The organism is Actinomadura sp. J1-007 (assembly GCF_009793335.1).
Taxonomy (GTDB): domain Bacteria; phylum Actinomycetota; class Actinomycetes; order Streptosporangiales; family Streptosporangiaceae; genus Spirillospora; species Spirillospora yumaensis.
The window spans coordinates 708161-724534 of record NZ_WING01000003.1; the positions used below are offsets into that span (position 1 = coordinate 708161).

General features: G+C 70.3%; 14 protein-coding genes and 1 pseudogene. 5 read left to right on the plus strand and 10 right to left on the minus strand.

Translation table 11 applies throughout. The features are described from left to right. Window positions 1-112: 112 nt before the first annotated feature. The 3 genes from GEV43_RS44625 to GEV43_RS44635 all read right to left on the minus strand — a co-directional run bounded on the left by GEV43_RS44625 (window position 113) and on the right by GEV43_RS44635 (window position 2997). Window positions 113-1120, minus strand: coding sequence for a S9 family peptidase (locus GEV43_RS44625; protein WP_160826647.1), 1008 nt, complete (start codon window positions 1118-1120; stop codon window positions 113-115). A gap of 360 nt (window positions 1121-1480) precedes the next feature. Further along, a complete protein-coding gene (locus GEV43_RS44630; protein ID WP_309240318.1) occupies window positions 1481-2368 on the minus strand; it encodes a fumarylacetoacetate hydrolase family protein in 888 nt (295 codons plus the stop codon). A gap of 38 nt (window positions 2369-2406) precedes the next feature. Then, window positions 2407-2997, minus strand: coding sequence for a VOC family protein (locus GEV43_RS44635; RefSeq protein WP_160826649.1), 591 nt, complete (start codon window positions 2995-2997; stop codon window positions 2407-2409). A 361-nt stretch (window positions 2998-3358) separates the two neighbouring features. Here GEV43_RS44635 and GEV43_RS44640 point away from each other — a divergent pair, with 361 nt between their 5' ends. Then, window positions 3359-4117, plus strand: coding sequence for an IclR family transcriptional regulator (locus tag GEV43_RS44640; protein ID WP_160826650.1), 759 nt, complete (start codon window positions 3359-3361; stop codon window positions 4115-4117). A 91-nt stretch (window positions 4118-4208) separates the two neighbouring features. Here the strand turns inward: GEV43_RS44640 and GEV43_RS44645 are convergent, their stop codons facing one another. Beyond that, window positions 4209-5744: a bifunctional 3-(3-hydroxy-phenyl)propionate/3-hydroxycinnamic acid hydroxylase gene (locus GEV43_RS44645; protein ID WP_160826651.1), complete on the minus strand. Its 1536-nt coding sequence runs from the start codon at window positions 5742-5744 to the stop codon at window positions 4209-4211. Between the two features lie 495 nt (window positions 5745-6239). Here GEV43_RS44645 and GEV43_RS44650 point away from each other — a divergent pair, with 495 nt between their 5' ends. From GEV43_RS44650 to GEV43_RS55715, 3 genes are all read left to right on the plus strand, one after another. Then, window positions 6240-7337, plus strand: a complete 1098-nt coding sequence (locus GEV43_RS44650; RefSeq protein ID WP_160826652.1) for a serine hydrolase — start codon at window positions 6240-6242, stop codon at window positions 7335-7337. A 290-nt stretch (window positions 7338-7627) separates the two neighbouring features. Next, complete coding sequence (locus GEV43_RS44655; protein ID WP_309240319.1) at window positions 7628-8398, plus strand: galactokinase family protein; 771 nt, start codon at window positions 7628-7630, stop codon at window positions 8396-8398. Beyond that, entirely contained in the window at window positions 8395-8733 is a 339-nt protein-coding gene (locus GEV43_RS55715) for a hypothetical protein (RefSeq protein ID WP_309240320.1), read from the plus strand. The genes GEV43_RS44655 and GEV43_RS55715 overlap by 4 nt, the downstream gene beginning before the upstream one ends. Here GEV43_RS55715 and GEV43_RS44660 read toward each other — a convergent pair. The 5 genes and pseudogenes from GEV43_RS44660 to GEV43_RS44680 all read right to left on the minus strand — a co-directional run bounded on the left by GEV43_RS44660 (window position 8730) and on the right by GEV43_RS44680 (window position 14414). Further along, window positions 8730-9506 carry a DeoR/GlpR family DNA-binding transcription regulator gene (locus tag GEV43_RS44660; RefSeq protein ID WP_160826653.1) on the minus strand — a complete coding sequence of 259 codons (777 nt, stop codon included), beginning with the start codon at window positions 9504-9506 and terminating at the stop codon, window positions 8730-8732. The genes GEV43_RS55715 and GEV43_RS44660 overlap by 4 nt on opposite strands. Window positions 9507-9751: 245 nt before the next feature. After that, window positions 9752-11259 (minus strand): annotated as a pseudogene (locus tag GEV43_RS44665) (alpha-N-arabinofuranosidase). 76 nt (window positions 11260-11335) lie between these two features. Beyond that, window positions 11336-12211 carry a carbohydrate ABC transporter permease gene (locus GEV43_RS44670; protein ID WP_160826654.1) on the minus strand — a complete coding sequence of 292 codons (876 nt, stop codon included), beginning with the start codon at window positions 12209-12211 and terminating at the stop codon, window positions 11336-11338. After that, on the minus strand, window positions 12201-13133 hold the full coding sequence (locus tag GEV43_RS44675; RefSeq protein ID WP_160826655.1) for a carbohydrate ABC transporter permease: 933 nt from the start codon (window positions 13131-13133) through the stop codon (window positions 12201-12203). The genes GEV43_RS44670 and GEV43_RS44675 overlap by 11 nt, the downstream gene beginning before the upstream one ends. 36 nt (window positions 13134-13169) lie before the next feature. Next, complete coding sequence (locus GEV43_RS44680; protein ID WP_206681713.1) at window positions 13170-14414, minus strand: ABC transporter substrate-binding protein; 1245 nt, start codon at window positions 14412-14414, stop codon at window positions 13170-13172. A 207-nt stretch (window positions 14415-14621) separates the two neighbouring features. Between GEV43_RS44680 and GEV43_RS44685 the strand changes: the two genes are divergently transcribed. Further along, window positions 14622-15644, plus strand: a complete 1023-nt coding sequence (locus GEV43_RS44685; protein ID WP_160826657.1) for a LacI family DNA-binding transcriptional regulator — start codon at window positions 14622-14624, stop codon at window positions 15642-15644. Window positions 15645-15684: 40 nt separating this feature from the next. Here the strand turns inward: GEV43_RS44685 and GEV43_RS44690 are convergent, their stop codons facing one another. Further along, window positions 15685-16356 carry a TetR/AcrR family transcriptional regulator gene (locus GEV43_RS44690; protein WP_241684519.1) on the minus strand — a complete coding sequence of 224 codons (672 nt, stop codon included), beginning with the start codon at window positions 16354-16356 and terminating at the stop codon, window positions 15685-15687. Window positions 16357-16374 lie beyond the last annotated feature (18 nt).

Here is a 16374-nt window from a genome sequence, read left to right on the forward strand (position 1 = left end):
CGAGACCCTAAATCGCCTTCGAACCTTCAGCAAGGAAGAACTGCCGCCCTCCTTCGTCGCGGCGATACGAACCACCAGGCAGGCTCTGGTGGACGGTTCTTCGTCGCCGGTCTCAGCTGCGGGCGAGTCGGGTACGGAACCAGTCGCTGACGAACTCCGTGCGTTCGGCGGAATGGTTGTAGATGGTGTGCTCGCCGTCGTCCCACACGCGCAGCGAGGACTGGGGCGACAGTTCCAGGAACTCCTTCTGCTGGTCGAGCGTGATCAGGGGGTCGTTGGCGCCATGCAGGACCAGCAAGGCCGCTGGCATCCGGTCGACATCGGGGTCGAGCCAGAGCGTGCGGAAGACGGTCGCGACGTCCTCGTCGCTGCCGACGCCCAGGAGCGCCTGCGATTGTTCGCTGGCCGTGCGGAACGGTGCCGGCACCGGGCGTGCGGGCGCTCCGTTGACGCAGCAGGCACCGAAGCGGCTGTCGTGAACCGCGGCGCGCGCGGCCATCAGGCCCCCGAAGCTGTTTCCCCAAACGCCGAACGGGCCATCGAAACCGGTGCGCTTCTGCACGAGGTCGAGCGTTGCGCTGAAGGCGCCATCGGAGTGCTTGTCGAAATGAAGACCGTTGAGGATCCGCGTCTCGCCCTGACCGGGGGCCTCAAGTAGCACGGTCGAGAGTCCGCGTCGGGCGAGCGCGTCGGCCTGGCGGTGGAAGGCCGGGCCCCATCCGCTCTGACCTCCCACAATGACGACCGTCGGTTCCGGGCCCTCCGTTGTGGGGCGGACGAGCCAGGCGTTGCAGTGGCTCGTGCCGAACGGCACCGCCAGGCGTTCGACGCGCAGATCGGTGTCGAGTTCGGCCGCGTCCTGGTAGGCGCGGGAGAGTCGCCCGTACAGCGAACGCTTCTCGGCAGTGTCGTGGTTGTAGGCCATCTGCGCGAAGACCAGGGCTGCGGTCGCCCGGCGGTAGCAGCTCACCGCGGTCTCGACGTCGCCTCGCGCGGCGGCCGCTCGCGCCCGCCCGAGTTGGGCGTCGGCCAGCAGGGCCGCGGCCTCGTCCCAGGGCTGGGACGCCGGGGCGCCGGTCAGCGCGGCGGCGTCCCAATGGTCCATGCCGTAGTCCAGCATTCGTGTCAGGGGCATCGATCGGAGCAGAGCGGCGCGCAGTTTGGCCGCGTCCTCTGGCTCATCTGGGACGCCCATCAGGACGTCATCCGCTCGGTGACACGCACGGAAACTCCTAGGGTTGGCGGGGAATGGCATGTGCTTTGTTGCATCGGCGCGGCGTCCTATGGCCGGAGCCGCAAGAGGTCCTTGTGAGGAGCGGACGACGGGGACCTGTCGGTCCCTGGGCATTCGACGAGCTCCACCCCGCGCGGTTGTTCGAGCTCACCACTTTGGTGGGGCGCTCAATTTTTCTCGCGCTCCGATTCCGCGTCTTCCAAGTCTTCCAAGTCCCCGCTCGCGGGCGGGGCGGGCGGAGCCGCTCTAGGGACGGTCCAGCGGGTGCACGGGGGCGGCGTCAACGATCGTGTTGCGCAGGCTTCCGAGTCCTTCGATGGTCGCGACCACCTCGTCACCGGGCTCCAGCCACGGGTATTTCTCCTCGCCGTGCGTCCGCGACAGCTCCAGGATGCATCCTGTGCCGCACGTGCCCGAGCCGATGACGTCCCCCGGCCGGACCTCGGTTCCGCGTGCGGCGTACGCGATCATCTGCGGGAAGGACCAGTGGACATCGGACCAGTTCGCCTCGGCGTACGGACGTCCGTTGACGGTGAGGGTCATGGCGCGGTCGAAACCGGTGGCCGTGGCGTACGGGGCGAGTTCGTCCTTTGTCACCAGGTACGGTCCAAGGCCCGTCGCGGTGTCCTTGCCCTTGACCGGGCCCATGGAGAGCGTCATCTCGCGATGCTGAACGTCGCGGCCGCTCCAGTCGTTCAGCACGCAATAGCCGATGATGTGCTCCTCGGCCTCCTCGACGGTGAGATTCGAACCGGCCTTGCCGACGATGGCGGCCACCTCCAGTTCGAAGTCGAACTTCGACGCTCCCGGCGTCATCGGAATGTCACCGTCCGCCCGGAAGGCGTAGGGGTTCGAGAAATAGAAGACGGGGATCTGGTACCACGTCGGGTCCATCTCCAGTCCGCGCCAGGCCCTGCCCGCGCGAACGTGCTGCTCGAACGCATAGAAATCACGGAACGTCGGCGGGGTCGCGAGCGGCGAGAGGATCTGCGTCTCCGCCGGGTCGATCTCCTCGCCGGACTTCTCGGCCGCGCGGCCTGCGTCCAGGAGCGCGCTTTCGCCGGACTCGATCAGCGGGAGCAGGTCCTCGACGCCGGCGAGGACGCGGAAGCGGTCCCTGACGACGACCGCCACCTGGATCCGGTCGTCAGGACCTGAGAATCGGACGAACTTCACTTGGTCGTCTCCCCTGTAGTGGCGGCATCGGTCCGGCCTGCCTGGTCACGCGTCCAACGCACGTAGCTCTCCTCGGTGAAGCCGCTCGCGCCGAACTTCTCGACCGAGGCACGGATGGCGTCCATCAGCCGGTCCGCCGGGGTCTCGATGTCGATGTTCTCGATGAACGGCTGGCGGGCGACGAGGCCCGTCCGCCAGTAGACCTCGGCCCGGTTGCCTTCCGGGTCGAAGAAGTACACCCCGACGGCGTTGCCGTGAGACACGATCATGTCGAACGCCGCCCCGTACTCCTTCAACTGGCGGTACAGGCCGACAACGTCCTCGAAGCTCTCGCAGCGAAAGGAGACTTGCTGGAGCAGCCGGCCGTCCGGAGCGACGTCGCGGCCCTTCGCCAGCAGGAGCTCGTGGTGCTCGTCGTCGGGACGGGCGGAGAGGAAGTAGTTGCCGAGGGCGGGGTCGTGATCGGTGACGACCAGTCCCAGGACCTCGGTGTAGAACGCGAGTTGCTTCTCCACGTCGAAGCATCGGATGCCGACGTGGCCGAGTTCGGCGACCTTCCGCCGGACGGGGTTTGCGGACTTGTTCATGCCACTGGCGTCCTTCCGCCATCGGTCCTGCTGGTGCGCTGAGGGCTACGGCGATGGGCCGGTCGGGCCGGCGAGCTGAACCTCAGAACGCTGCGGCTCGGCATTTCCGGTACGCCGCGACCGTGCTCTGTCGCTATTCTGTCCTACGGTCAACGTTCCATGCAACAGAACTCCACTCAGCAACTGCGCCAGATCCGCCCCTCCGGCATGACCTCAAGGTCGGCACGAGCGCCCGTCAGGTGCGTCTCATCCATAGAACGACCAGGGAAAGTTCTGCACTGCGGAACGAATCGGTCGTCTGGTGCTACTCTGGTGCGGCCACCGCGTCCGTGGCGTTCCTTCTCCACGACCAGGGGGCCCCATGTCGGCGCCAGCGAACTATCCGATCGAGTCGGTCGAGAACGCCGCACGTGTTCTGTTGATGCTTCGCGACAGGCGCGACCTGCGGGTCGCCGACGTCGCCGTGGAACTGGGCATCGCGCGATCCAGCGCTCACCGCATGCTGACGACGCTCCAGTCCCAAGGACTGCTGCAACAGAAGCCCACGCGTGTTTACGCGGCGGGCCCGCAGCTCGTGCAGATCGGCGTGGCGGTCATCGGCGCGACCGACCTGCGGGCCGTCGCGCGGCCCACGCTCGAACGGCTCCGCCGGCATCTGGGCGAGACCGTCCACCTCATCATCCTGGACGGCTCGACGATCGTGTTCCTGGACGGCGTGGAGGGCACCTTCGCCATCCGGGCCGCGGAACGCACCGGTGACCGAGCGCCCGCGCACCCGTCCGCCGCCGGGAAGGTCCTCCTCGCATCGTTGACCCGCGAGCAGCTACGTGAGCGCTATCCGAGCAGTCGGCTCCGCGGAGGCACGACCGCGGCCAAGAAGAGCCGCCGCATGCTGGAGGACGAGCTCGAGATCGTCCGGAGTCAGGGGCATGCCGTGAACCTCGGCGAGAGCGAGATCGGATTGCACGCCCTGGCCGTTCCGGTGCGCGACTCCGCCGGGAACGCACGTGCCGCCATCAGCGTCTCCGGACCGTCGGTGCGCCTGACCGAGGACAAGCTCACCGAGCATGTGCCAGTGCTGCTACAGGCCGCCGATCAGCTGGGCGCGTCACTGAGTTAGATCGTCGCAAGCCGCCGGTATGGCAGGCGGTGCCCGCCGTAGGCCGAACAGGTCCGTGGCGACGTCCGGCCGACGTCCGGTCGGCGGATGGTCAGGTCAGTGACAGGGCTGGACGGAGGGACGCGAGCAGGTCGGGCAGTTCACCGGCGTCGGCCGCGGTGCCGTAGACGTAGAAGTCCGGACGGACCAGCACGGCCACGACGCCGGCCTCCTTCATCCAGCCGCTGAGCGCTTCGCCCTCCTCCCGGAGGCCCCGCGCGGTGCCGACGACCGCCGTCCGCAGCCCGATCGCGTCTTCCAGCTCGGCGGCCAGGGCCCTCGCCGCCTCGTCGAGATCCACGAGGCTGAACAGGGTGAACCCGGCCCCCAGGACGTCGTCGGCCCGTTCGATCGTGCCGCCGTCCGTGTGCAGGAGCGGCTGGACGCCGAGGCGCCCCGCCAGCGCTTGCCCGGCGATGAAACCCGCCCCGACGGGCGGCTCGAACGGGGGCGGGAGCTCGGTGGACGACTGGAGGGCCTTGCGGCGCTCCGCCGCGCGGGCGGGGTCGGTCTCGCAGACGACCGTCCCGATCCGCACCGACTCCTCGATGTAGGCCGTGACCTGCGGCCGCCGGGAGTCCGTGTACAGGTCGAGGAGCCGCGGGTCCGCGGCACCGCTCAGCACGAGATCGAGCATCCACGCGAGGGTCGCGGCGTCGCGGATGCCGGAACTCATGCCCTGCCCGAGGAACGGCGGCATGACATGCGCGGCGTCACCGGCCAGCAGTACCGATCCGGCGCGGAACGTGTCGGCCACGATGGACCTGAACTGGTAGACGGCCTGGCGGATCAGCTCTCCCTCGTCCGGACCGATCCACCGCTCTAGCAGCTTCCAGACGTGCCGCGCCGTCACCATCTCGGCGGGGTCGTCGCCGTCGACGAGCATGAACTCCCAGCGGAAGTAGCGCTGAGCCACACGGCCCATGTGGCTCGGCCTGGCCGGGTTCAGCACCTGGCCCGTGTGCGGGATGTCCAGGGGGCGGGCGCCCGGCCGCGGGCGGACGTCGACGACCAGCCAGTCGCCCCGGAAGCCGAGGTCCTCGGTCCGGATCCCGCACAGGCGGCGGACCGTGCTGTTGGCGCCGTCCGCGCCGACGACGTGGCGCGCGGTGACGACCGACCCGTCCTCCAGGGTCACCGCCACGTGGCCGGCCTCCTGGCGGAGATCGACCACCGCCGCGCCGAACCGCACGTCGACCGTGGGGATCTCCCGGATGGCCGCGTCCAGGACCTCCTCCAGTTCCGGCTGGTAGAAGTGGTACGACGCGTCCCAGCCGGACGGGGCGTCCCACTCGCGCGGCAGGCGCGCGAGCACCTCCCCGCCGGGGTCGAGGAACTCGTACAGCCGCGCCGGGTCGGCGATGCGCTCGACCTGGCGGGCGATGCGCAGGGACTGGAAGACGCGCATGATCTCGTGGTCGAAGTGGCCCGCGCGGGGAGTCTCGTAGCGGCCCTGGCGCCGTTCGCACACGACGACGCGGTGGCCGGACGTCCCTAGGAGGGCGGCCAGGGTCTGGCCGACGGGGCCGAGGCCCACGATGAGCACGTCGGCGTCCGCGTGGGTGCCGGAGTCCTCGGAGAAGGTCATGTCCGCAGCCTTTCGCCTTGCCGTCCATCGACTGAATCCGCAACCGACGGGCCGCGGCGGGCTCGCGCCACGAGGTCCTCGGGCTAAGCAGCATCGATTCTGTTCAACAGAATGCGTTCTGTCAATCAGAGTGGCCATGTCCTGACGCACGCGCCCAGGGTGAACGACCTGGGAGGCTTGTGTCGTTCCCTGGAAGAGATCTACATTACAGATCATGTTCTGGAGAGCAGACAGGCGACGCAGCGGTTCGGGCGCATCGGACGATGCTCGGCCGCAGGACTTCCGCGTCCCTGAGGACCATGGAGCAGCGATGAGAACACAGCGACGCTGCCACGGAACGGCGGCGGCGGGCTGAGGGACGACTCCGCGGCACCGCCGCCGCCGTCGAAGCCGCGTGGCCGCCCTGGTCCGGTTCCGATCCGCCTCGCCCAGTAGTGCTACGACGAACTCGCATACGGCCGCGTGACCGCGACGATGAACAGGATGGAACCCGCGATGGGCAGTGCAGTGCGAAGCGCGATCGACGAGGCGCTCTCCAGGGGCGAGGTGGGTTTGCAGGTCGCCGCTTACCACCGCGGCGAACCGGTCCTCGATGTCAGTGCCGGTGCGATGTCGGTGGGCGGGCGGAAGGTCGACTCCGACACGATCTTCTGGGTCGCGTCAGCGGGGAAGGTGTCGACGGCCACCGCGCTCCATGTGCAGGTCGAGCGCGGCCTGATCGACTACGACCAGACCATCGCGTCGATCTGGCCGGAGTTCGGCGTGCGGGGAAAGGACTCGTTCACGGTCCGCGACGCCCTCACGCACCGTGTCGGCCTGGCCGAGCTCCCCGGCGACGCCACTCCTGAATTCCTGGGCGACTGGGAGTGGATGGCGGACCGGTTGGCGCGCTCGGCGCCGAGCGACGATCCGGCCCGGCGCAACGCCTATCACGCACGGACGTGGGGCTACGTCGTCGGAGAGATCGCTCGCCGGGCGGACCCGGCTGGCCGGTCGTTCGAAGATCTCGTGCGCGACGAGGTTCACGCGCCCCTCGGCGTCTCGGGGGTGTGGCACCGGCTTCCCGCCGGCGTGGAGGAACGCGTCGCCATCATGCGGGGCGACATCCTCAGCGGCGAGCCCGCGACGTTCACGGTCAGGGCGGATCACGAGATCAACACCCCGGAGTATCGGGATCGGATCGACCCGAGCGGCGCGTGGGTGACCGCGCGGGAGGCCGCGCGGCTGTGGGCCGCGTACGCCCAGGGCGGTGCGCTCGACGGAACGCGTCTGCTGGCCGCCGACCGCATCGAAACGTTCCTCGACCGGCGGGCGTGCACCTTCGAGGCCGGGTCGATCGCCGGTCCGCGAGCGGTGATCGGGGCCGGCGGGCTCATGGTGGGCGGACCGGTTCCCGCCCACCGGGAGGTCCTGGGGTTCGGAGGCGGCCGCGTCCTCTGGCACCCCGGCGCGGGGGGCGCCCTCGGCTTCGCCGACCTGGACGCGGAACTCGCCGTCATGATCTGCCACAACAAGTTCTTCGATGAACGCCACCACGCCCAGCACCCGTTCGCACCGCTCGTCCGCGCGGTCTACGCCGACGTCGCCGGATGACGGCTGCGTTGAGCTCTGCGAAGCGCCGGCCCCGACACCGCCGGTCGGAGGTGTCGGGGCCGGGCAGGCGTGTTCCAGGCGGTGCGGGGCGACCCTGAGCAAGATCAGCCCGCCTGTGCTGCCCGGTCGTTCGCAGGGGTGGTGCGTTCGCAGAGTCATGGCTCTGGGGGTGGACAAAACCGACGTATCCAAACATGATTGAACGTGGTTGGACGTTCGTTAGTGTTCGAGGGCGGGGGTCGCGAGGATGATGATCCGACGTCGGCGCGGTGGGCTGCCGGGCGGCTGCGGTGCCGGCTGACGGGCGCGACGCGGGTCGTGCGATGGGCGGGCGCTGGCACGCTCCCGGACGGGTCAACCTGATCGGCGAGCACACCGACTACAACGGCGGCCTCGTCCTGCCGTACGCCCTCCCCCAGGGCGTCACCGTGGCCGGGACCCGCCGCGACGACGACCTGCTTGAGATCCATTCTCAGGGCGAGACGCGCACCGTCGACCTGGGCGAGGCCGCGCCCGGGGCCGTGACCGGCTGGGCGGCCTACGTCGCCGGGGTCGCGGGCTGCCTGCGCGCCGCCGGGCATCCGGTCGGCGGCGCGGTCCTGCGGTTCTCCTCGGATCTGCCGCAAGGCGCCGGCGTGTCCTCCAGCGCGGCCCTCGAATGCGCCACCGCCATCGCGCTCACCGGCCTCTACGGCCTGGACGTCCCCCGCGAGGACCTCGTGGAGATCACGCAACGGGCCGAGCGCGACTACGCGGGCGTCCCCTGCGGGATCCTCGACCAGTCGGCGTCCCTGCTGTGCCGCGCCGACCACGCGCTCCTGCTCGACTGCCGCACCGGGGAGAGCGCCCACATCCCGCTCCGGCTCGGCGAGCACCGTGTCCTGGTCGTCGACACCCGTGCCGAGCATCGGCACGCCGGAGGCGGATACGCCGACCGGCGGGCCTCCTGTGAGCGGGCGGCCGAGCACCTCGGGGTCGAGTTCCTGTGTGACGTTACCGACCCCGCGCCGTCATGTCCCTGCCCGATCCCGTGCTCCGGCGCCGGGCCCGGCATGTGGTGACCGAGAACCAGCGCGTGCGGACGGCCGCTGATCTACTGGAGAAGGGCGCGCTCGCCGAGGTCGGGGCCCTGCTGACCGAGAGCCACGTGTCGCTGCGCGACGACTATGAGGTGTCCTGGGCCGAGGCCGACGTCGCCGTGGAAGCGGCGCTCGCCGCCGGTGCGCTCGGAGCCCGCATGTTCGGCGGAGGCTTCGGCGGCTCGGTTCTCGCCTTGGCCCACCGGGACGCCATCGCCGCCGTCTCCGACGCCGTCGGCAAGGCGTTCGCCGAGCGGGGCTGGACCGTGCCCGGCTTCCTTGAGACGACCGCCGGTCCCGCGGCCCGCGCCCTCTAAGGGCTGGGGGCGATCACCAGGTCCCCGACGCGCTCGGCCAGCAGCGCGCGTTCCGCCTCGCCGAGCCCCTGGTCGGTGACCAGGACGTCGGCGTCCTCCAACGCGGCGATCGTGCCCACGCCGATCACCCCCCACTTGGTGTGATCGGCCAGCACGACCAGTCGGCGGGCCGTGGCCGCGAGCGCGCGGTTCGTCTCGGCCTCCAGCAGGTTCGGCGTGGTGAACCCGGCGTGCGTGCTCATCCCGTGGACGCCCAGCAGCAGCAGATCGACGTTCAGCGAACCGATCGCGGCCACCGCGACGGGACCCACCAGCGCGTCGGAGGGCGTGGGGACGCCTCCGGTCAGCACCACTTCCTGGTCGGCGCGCTTGCGGCGATGGAACATCTCACCCACCCGCAGCGAGTTGGTGACCACCGTCAGGCGGGGGATCTCCAGCAGCTCACGGGCCAGCGCCCACGTCGTCGTCCCCGCCGACACCGCGACCGCCGTGCCCGGCGCGACCAGCGCCGCGGCCCGCGCCGCGATCGCCTCCTTCTCCGCCCGCTGCACCAGCGACTTCGCCTCGAACCCCGGCTCGTCGGTCACCGGGGCGCCGATCGCGGTCGCGCCTCCGTGCACCTTGAGCAGCACGGCCTGCTCGGCGAGCACTTCGAGGTCGCGCCGCACGGTCATGTCGGAGACCCCGAACCGCTCGACGAGGTCCGCGACCCGGACCGACCCCCGCCGCCGTACCAGGGCGGCGATCTCCTGCCGCCGATGTCCGGCCAGCATCCCGGCCCCCTTCCGGTGAGAAGCCGGCCTGCGCCTTCCCACTGGACCGCCGGCGCCTCCGAGGATCCCACACAAACCAACATCCGAACACACGGCGGGTCGCCGGTTCGGCGGCTGCCGCGTGCGGGATGGTGCGACGGCGGGTCCGGGCATGGGCGGCGCGCGTCACCTGGTGGTGCGGTCTTCGCGATGGCCGTACGGCACGGGCGCGGTCGAATGCGGCGGCGCGGGGACCCCGCGGTCGGTCAGGAGCGCGGCACGAGCCGGAGCATGTTCCACGAGACCGGCGGCAGCGAGGCGCGGAGCCGCCGCCCGTCGGTGTCGTGCCCGCCCCCGCGGCTCGGCGCGATCCTCTCGGGCGTCTCGATCGAGTTGGCGGCGTCCAGTTCGTCGCCGCCGAGGTAGAGGTGCTCGGCGACCACCAGGTCGCCGAAGGCCCTCAGGTCGATGTCGAGCAGCGCCGGTTCGCTCACGTGGCGGTTCATCGCGAAGACCGTGACGTCGCCGGTCTCGGCGTCGTGGGTGGCGACGACGTCGACCAGCGGCACCTCGCCGTGTTCGGTGGTGTCGTACAGGCCGGTGGCGGTCTGGACGCGGAGCACGTCGCCGCGGGCGTGCCGGGCGGTGAGCGCGAACGGGTAGAAGATCGTCTGGGCCCAGGCCGGGCGGTCGGGCTCGGCGCGGATCGGCCCGATCACGTTCACCAGCTGGGCCAGGCACGCGATCGCGACGCGGTCGCTGTGGCGCAGGAGCGACATCAGCAGGCTGCCGAAGACGACGGCGTCCTGGACGGTGTAGGTGTCCTCGATCAGCCGGGGCGCCCGCTCCCACTCCAGGTTGGTGTGGCCGGCGAAGCGGCTCTCCTGCCACAGGTTCCACTCGTCGAAGGAGAGCATGAGCTTCTTGCGGGACCTCTTCTTGGCCGCCACGTGGTCGGCGGTGGCCACGACCCCGTCGATGAAGCGGTCCATTCCTGCGGAGGCCGCGAGGAAGCTCGCGCGGTCGTCGCCGTGCTGCTCGTAGTAGGCGTGCAGGGAGAGGTAGTCGACGTGCTCGAAGGCGTGGTCCAGCACGGTGGCCTCCCAGGCGCCGAACGTCGGCATCGAGGCGTTGGAGCTGCCGCACGCGACCAGTTCGATGTCCGGGTCGACCTGCCGCATGGCCTTGGCCGTCTCGGCCGCGAGGCGTCCGTAGTCCTCGGCGGTGGTGTGGCCGATCTGCCAGGGGCCGTCCATCTCGTTGCCCAGGCACCAGAGCCGGACGCCGTGCGGCTCGGGGCGCCGTGCGCCCTCCGCAGATCCGACAGGTGCGTGCCGCCCGGATGGTTGGCGTACTCCAGCAGGTCGCACGCCTCCTGGATGCCCCGGGTCCCGAGGTTCACCGCCAGCATGGGCTCCAGCTGGGCGAGTCTGGTCCAGGCGACGAACTCGTTCAGGCCGAAGTCGTTGGTCTCGATCGACCGCCAGGCCAGGTCGAGGCGGCGCGGACGGTCCTGGACCGGTCCGACGCCGTCCTCCCACCGGTATCCCGACACGAAGTTCCCGCCGGGGTAGCGGACGACGCCGACCCCCAGCTCCCGGACGAGCCTGAGCACGTCGAGCCGGTTGCCGTCGGCGTCGGACTCGGCGTGACCGGGCTCGTAGATGCCGCCGTAGACGCACCGGCCCATGTGTTCGACGAACGAGCCGAACAGGCGCCGTCCGACCGGTGCGATCCGGAAGCTGGGGTCGAGGGAAACATGTGCGGTCAGCAAGGGCGTTCCTTAGAAATCGCGGCGCGGTGTACTGGGTGGTCCGGCGCGTCGAGGGATTGGCGGGTCGAGGGATCGGCTATTTGATGCCGGTCGTGGCGATTCCCTCGGTGAAGAAGCGTTGGGCGAGCAGGAACGCGAGCGCGAGCGGGGCGAGCGAGATCGCGGCCCCTGCCATCAGCGCGGCGTGGTCGACCCCCGACTGGCTGGAGAACAGGGTCAGCGCCGACGGCAGCGTCCGCATGTCCGTGCTGCTGGAGACGACCAGCGGCCACAGGAAGTCGTTCCACAGGGCCATGAACTGGATGACGAACAGGGAGGCCAGCGCCGGCTTGGCCAGCGGCAGGATGATCTGCCAGTAGATCCGCAGCGGCCCGGCGCCGTCCACCCGGGCCGCCTCGTCCAGCTCCCTGGGGATCTTCACGAAGAACTGGCGCAGCATGAAGATCCCGAGCGCGCTCACCGACCTGGGGATGATCAGTCCCTGGAAGGTGTTCAGCCAGTCGAGACGGAACAGGGTGAGGAACAGCGGGATGAGCATCACCTGGAACGGCACCATCAGCGACAGCAGGACGATCCACAGCAGCACGTTCCGTCCGCGGAAGCGCAGCCGGGCCAGGGCATAGGCGCACAGCGAGTCGACGAGCAGCAGCAGGACCGTGGTGCCGCCAGCGAACACGACGCTGTTGACCGCGAGCCGCGCGAACGGCAGCTGGGTGAGGACGGCGTGGAAGCCGTCGCCGGTCCAGTTCCCCGGCCACAGCCGCGCGGGATCGGCGTACAGGTCGGCCGGGGTGCGGAAGGCGACGCCCAGCATCCACACGAACGGGACGATCGTGGCGACGGCGGCGACGGTCAGCAGGGTCCACGACAGCAGCCGTCCGCCGAGCCTGGCGGAGCGCAGCAGCGGGCCGGCCCAGGGCGGGGGCCCGGACGTGGCGAGGTCAGTCGTCATCGCGATACCTCAGCAATCGCAGTTGGAGGACGGAGACCGCGAGGATGAGCAGGAACAGCACCCAGGCGACGGCGCTGGCGTAGCCGAGCCGGAAGTCGACGAATCCGCGCTGGTAGAGGTACATGACGATCGACTCGGTGTGGAACACGGGCCCGCCATTGGTCATCACGTAGTTCAGGTCGAACAGCTGGAGCGCGTTGACGGTGCCGATCACCGTGGTGAACAGCAGCGCCGGGCGCAGCGCGGGCAGGGTCACGTGCCAGAACCGCTGCACGGCGTTGGCGCCGTCGAGCATCGCGGCCTCCAGCAGGTCCCTGCGGACCCCCTGCACCCCGGCGAGCAGGACGAACATCGAGAACCCGAAGTTCTTCCAGATGCCCACGGCGATCAGCGAGGGCAGCGCGAGCCTGGTGTCCTGGAGCCAGGCCGGGCCGTCGAGACCGAGCTTGCCGAGCCAGCCGTCGACGAGGCCCACCTGCGGGTCCAGCAGGAACTTCCAGACGATGCCGGTGACCGCGAGCGAGGCGATCGTCGGGAAGAAGAACGCCGACCGCAGCAGCATCGTGAACCAGGTGGTGCGGCGCAGCCACTGCGCGAGCGCCAGGCCGATCGCCACCTGGCCGACGACGACGCAGACGGCGTACACGCACGTCACCTTGAGCGCGTTCCAGAACCGCGAGTCGTGCCAGAGCTCGGTGTAGTTGCCGAGGCCGCGCCAGGTGTGCGAGGTCTCGCCGATCCTCCAGTCGTGCAGGCTCATCCAGCCCGACCGCAGGATCGGCCACAGGATGAACACGGCGGCGAGGGCGAACGCCGGCGCGACGAACAGGTAGGCCGGGTTGAGGCGCGCCTTCCGGCGGCGCGCGCGGGCCGGCCGTCGCCGCGGCGGCGCGGTCGTCATGGGTTCGGCGAAACGTGTCATCCGGGACCGTCCTGTTCCTCGTCGGTCGCCCCGGCGTCAGTTCTTGCAGCCGGTGAGGCCGTTGATCGTCTTGGCCGCCGTGTCGGCCGACCTCTGCACCTCGGCGCCGCGGGTGATCTGGCCGATCAGGGGCGCGTAGGCGTCGGTGTCGATCTTGGTCGAGGCTTCGAGCCCGGCGAGGTAGAGGCGCGCGGTCGGCAGCCCCTTCGCGAAGACGGCGACGGCGGGGTCGGCGACGGTGAGGTCGGTCCGCGCGGGCGGGAAGCCGGACTTCTTCGAGAACTCCGCCTGCGCGGTCCTGCCCGTCCACCAGCTCAGGAACTGGAGTGCCTCGGCCTTGTGCCCGGTGTTCCTGGCGGCCATCAGCGGCGCCGTCGAGGCGACGGTGACCGGGCCGGCCGAGCCGACCGGGACCGGGGCGATGCCGAGATCGACGCCCGCCTTGCGGAAGCCCTCCGCGGCCCACGGACCGTTCAGCTCCATCGCGGCCTTCTTGGCCGAGAACAGGGTGTCGGCGTCCGCGCCGGTCTGCCCGGGCGGGCTGACGTGGTCGTTCCTGACGAGGTCGGCCCAGGTCCGGAGGGACTGCACGCTCGCGCGGGAGTTGACCGTCGCGCACCCGTCCGCGCCGACGATGTCCCCGCCGTTCATCCACTGGAGGATCGGCCACATCTGGATGGTCTGGTGGTCGGCCAGCGAGATGCCGTACTGCGTCGGCTTGGGTCCGCCGGTCGTCAGCTTCCTGGCGTCCGCGATGAACTCCTCGGCGGTCTTGGGCGGGCGCGCGATGCCCGCGGCCTTGAACATCGCCTTGTTGTAGTAGAGCGCCACCGAGGCGAGGTTGGCGGGCACGGCGTACAGGTGCCCGTCGACCGTGAACGCCTTGGTGACGGCGGGCGGGATCGCGGAGGCGTTGATCTTCGCGTCGCCGTCGCCGGCGGCGGACTCCAGGGGCAGCACCGAGTTGGTCTTGATGTAGTTGAAGATGGCGCCGGGATCGAAGCTCGGAGTGGCGAGGTCGGGGCCCTGGCCCGTCGCCCACGCGGCGGGCAGTTTCTGTCCGATGGCGTCCCAGGGCTGCACGTCCATGCTGACCCGGATCCCGGGGTGGGAGGCGTTGAACGCGTCGACCAGGGCCCGGTAGGCGGGAGCGTCCGGCCCGGTGAAGCCGGTCAGCAAGGACAGTTTCACCGGCCCCGACGAGTCCGATCCGGAACCGCCGCAGCTCGAACTCGCGAGCAGGCCGAGGGCCGCGAGGGCCGCGGCCGCCTTCACACGCATTTTCATGATCTTCCCGGGGCCTGTGGTGGGTGGGGTACGCGGCCACGCATGTGACCCGAGCCACACGAACGGCTGGTGCGGATCAGTTCTACAACGTTGTCTTCAACGTTGTAAAGAGTTCGCCCATGTTTTTTCCAACGTTGTCTCCAACGTTGGAAATGGCTAGGCTCCCTCCCACAAGCAGCCTCCGGAGAGGGGTCGACACGCGTGCCCGTAACGCTCAAGGACGTGGCCGAACGGGCCAGTGTCTCGATCAAGACGGTCTCGAACGTCATCAACGACTACCCGTTCGTCACGGCGGAGACCCGGGCGAGAGTCCAGCGGGCGATCGAGGAGACGGGCTACCGGCCCAACGTCGGCGCGCGCAATCTGCGCAGGGGCCGGACGGGCTTCATCATCCTCGCCGTCCCCGAGCTGGAGAATCCCTATTTCGCGGAGCTCACCGGGCTCGTGATAACCGCCGCGCGCCGGCGCGAATGGACGGTGCTGGTCGAGCAGACCCTCGGCTCGCGCGAGCTGGAGCAGGCGGTCATCACCTCGATGGGCCCCCAGCGGATCGACGCCGCGATCCTCAGCCCGCTCGCGATCGAGCCGGAGGACCTGCTCCAGGCGTCGTCGTCGGCGCCGCTGGTCCTGCTCGGCGAGCGCGACATCGCGGGCCCCGCCGACCATGTGATGATCGACAACGTCGCCGCCTCCCGGACCGCCGTCGAGCACCTGATCGGCCTGGGGCGGCGCAGGATCGCGCTCATCGGAGACGAACCGGGAAAGGCGACCGGCACCTCCTCGCTGCGCACCGCCGGGTACCGCCAGGCCCTGGCCGCCGCCGGACTCCCCTACGACCCGGCGCTCGTCGTCCCGGTCAAGCACTACGAACGGTCCCGGGGCGCCGCCGCCATGGCCCACCTGCTCCAGCTCCCCGAACCGCCCGACGCGGTGTTCTGCTGCAACGACCTGCTCGCGGTCGGCGCCATGCACGCCGCCCTGAAGCGCGGCGTCGCGATCCCCGACCGCATCGCCGTCGCGGGCTTCGACGACATCGCCGAGGGCGCCCACGGCTACCCCTCGCTGACGACCATCGCGCCGGACAAGGCGGCGATCGCCGAGGCGGCCGTGAGCCTGGCCCACCAGCGCACCGGACCCGGCCGCGCCACGTCCGCCGAGCCCCAGGACGTCCAGACGCCCTTCACACTCAAGATCCGCGAGAGCACCGCGGGCCTCAGCCGCTGAGCACCGAAGCGCCAGTGCAGGGAATTGCGGAAATCGGCGACTAGCGCGCGCCTGTGTTATCGCCGGTTCCGCGATTCGCAGTGCTGAGTCCGGCGACGAGCACATGCAAGCCGAATTCGAAGCGGGCCGCGAAGTCGGTGCTGGTGAGAACGGATACGGCCGCTGCCAGGTGAGGGAACCGCTGGGGCGTCACAGCTTGGCGTAGGCGTTCGGGGTCCGCGGGGTTTTCGGGGTTCGGCCGGAGCACGGCCTGCTCCTCAAGGGTGTGGCCGGTCGTGAAGTCGATGACGGTCATGGTCGCGCGAGCGGCGTCGTCGGAGGAGAAGCCCGCGTCGCGAAGGACCCCGATGAACGCGTCGGCGAGGCCCAGGGTGTTCGGGCCGGTCGAGTGCGTACCGGCGTAAACGCGCGCGCCGTCGCGGTGGGAGAGCAGGGCCGTGCGCGTCGCCCTCGCCAGGCCGGTCAGCCGCTCGGTCCAGGGGCCGGCGGGAGGCGGGGTGACGCCGGCGAGGATCCGTTCGGCCATCGCGGTGAGCAGGTCCTGCTTGGTGGCGAAGTAGCGGTAGAGCGCCCCGGCCTGGACGTCCATCGCGTCGGCCAGCCGCCGCATGGTGAGCGCTTCGAGACCGGACTCGTCCAGCAGCCTCAACGCGGTCTCGACGGTGCGGCCGTGGTCGAGCCGCGGAGGCCGGCCTCTTGACGTGGGACTCATGGCCCGCATTATAGTGAA

Coding starts and splice junctions, on each gene's coding strand:
- GEV43_RS44690 (WP_241684519.1), bottom strand. CDS start 16,356: ATGAGTCCCACGTCAAGAGGCCGGCCTCCGCGGCTCGACCACGGCCGC.
- GEV43_RS44640 (WP_160826650.1), top strand. CDS start 3,359: ATGTCGGCGCCAGCGAACTATCCGATCGAGTCGGTCGAGAACGCCGCA.
- GEV43_RS44625 (WP_160826647.1), bottom strand. CDS start 1,120: ATGCTGGACTACGGCATGGACCATTGGGACGCCGCCGCGCTGACCGGC.
- GEV43_RS44645 (WP_160826651.1), bottom strand. CDS start 5,744: ATGACCTTCTCCGAGGACTCCGGCACCCACGCGGACGCCGACGTGCTC.
- GEV43_RS44670 (WP_160826654.1), bottom strand. CDS start 12,211: ATGACGACTGACCTCGCCACGTCCGGGCCCCCGCCCTGGGCCGGCCCG.
- GEV43_RS44635 (WP_160826649.1), bottom strand. CDS start 2,997: ATGAACAAGTCCGCAAACCCCGTCCGGCGGAAGGTCGCCGAACTCGGC.
- GEV43_RS44675 (WP_160826655.1), bottom strand. CDS start 13,133: ATGACACGTTTCGCCGAACCCATGACGACCGCGCCGCCGCGGCGACGG.
- GEV43_RS44650 (WP_160826652.1), top strand. CDS start 6,240: ATGGGCAGTGCAGTGCGAAGCGCGATCGACGAGGCGCTCTCCAGGGGC.
- GEV43_RS44660 (WP_160826653.1), bottom strand. CDS start 9,506: ATGCTGGCCGGACATCGGCGGCAGGAGATCGCCGCCCTGGTACGGCGG.
- GEV43_RS44680 (WP_206681713.1), bottom strand. CDS start 14,414: ATGCGTGTGAAGGCGGCCGCGGCCCTCGCGGCCCTCGGCCTGCTCGCG.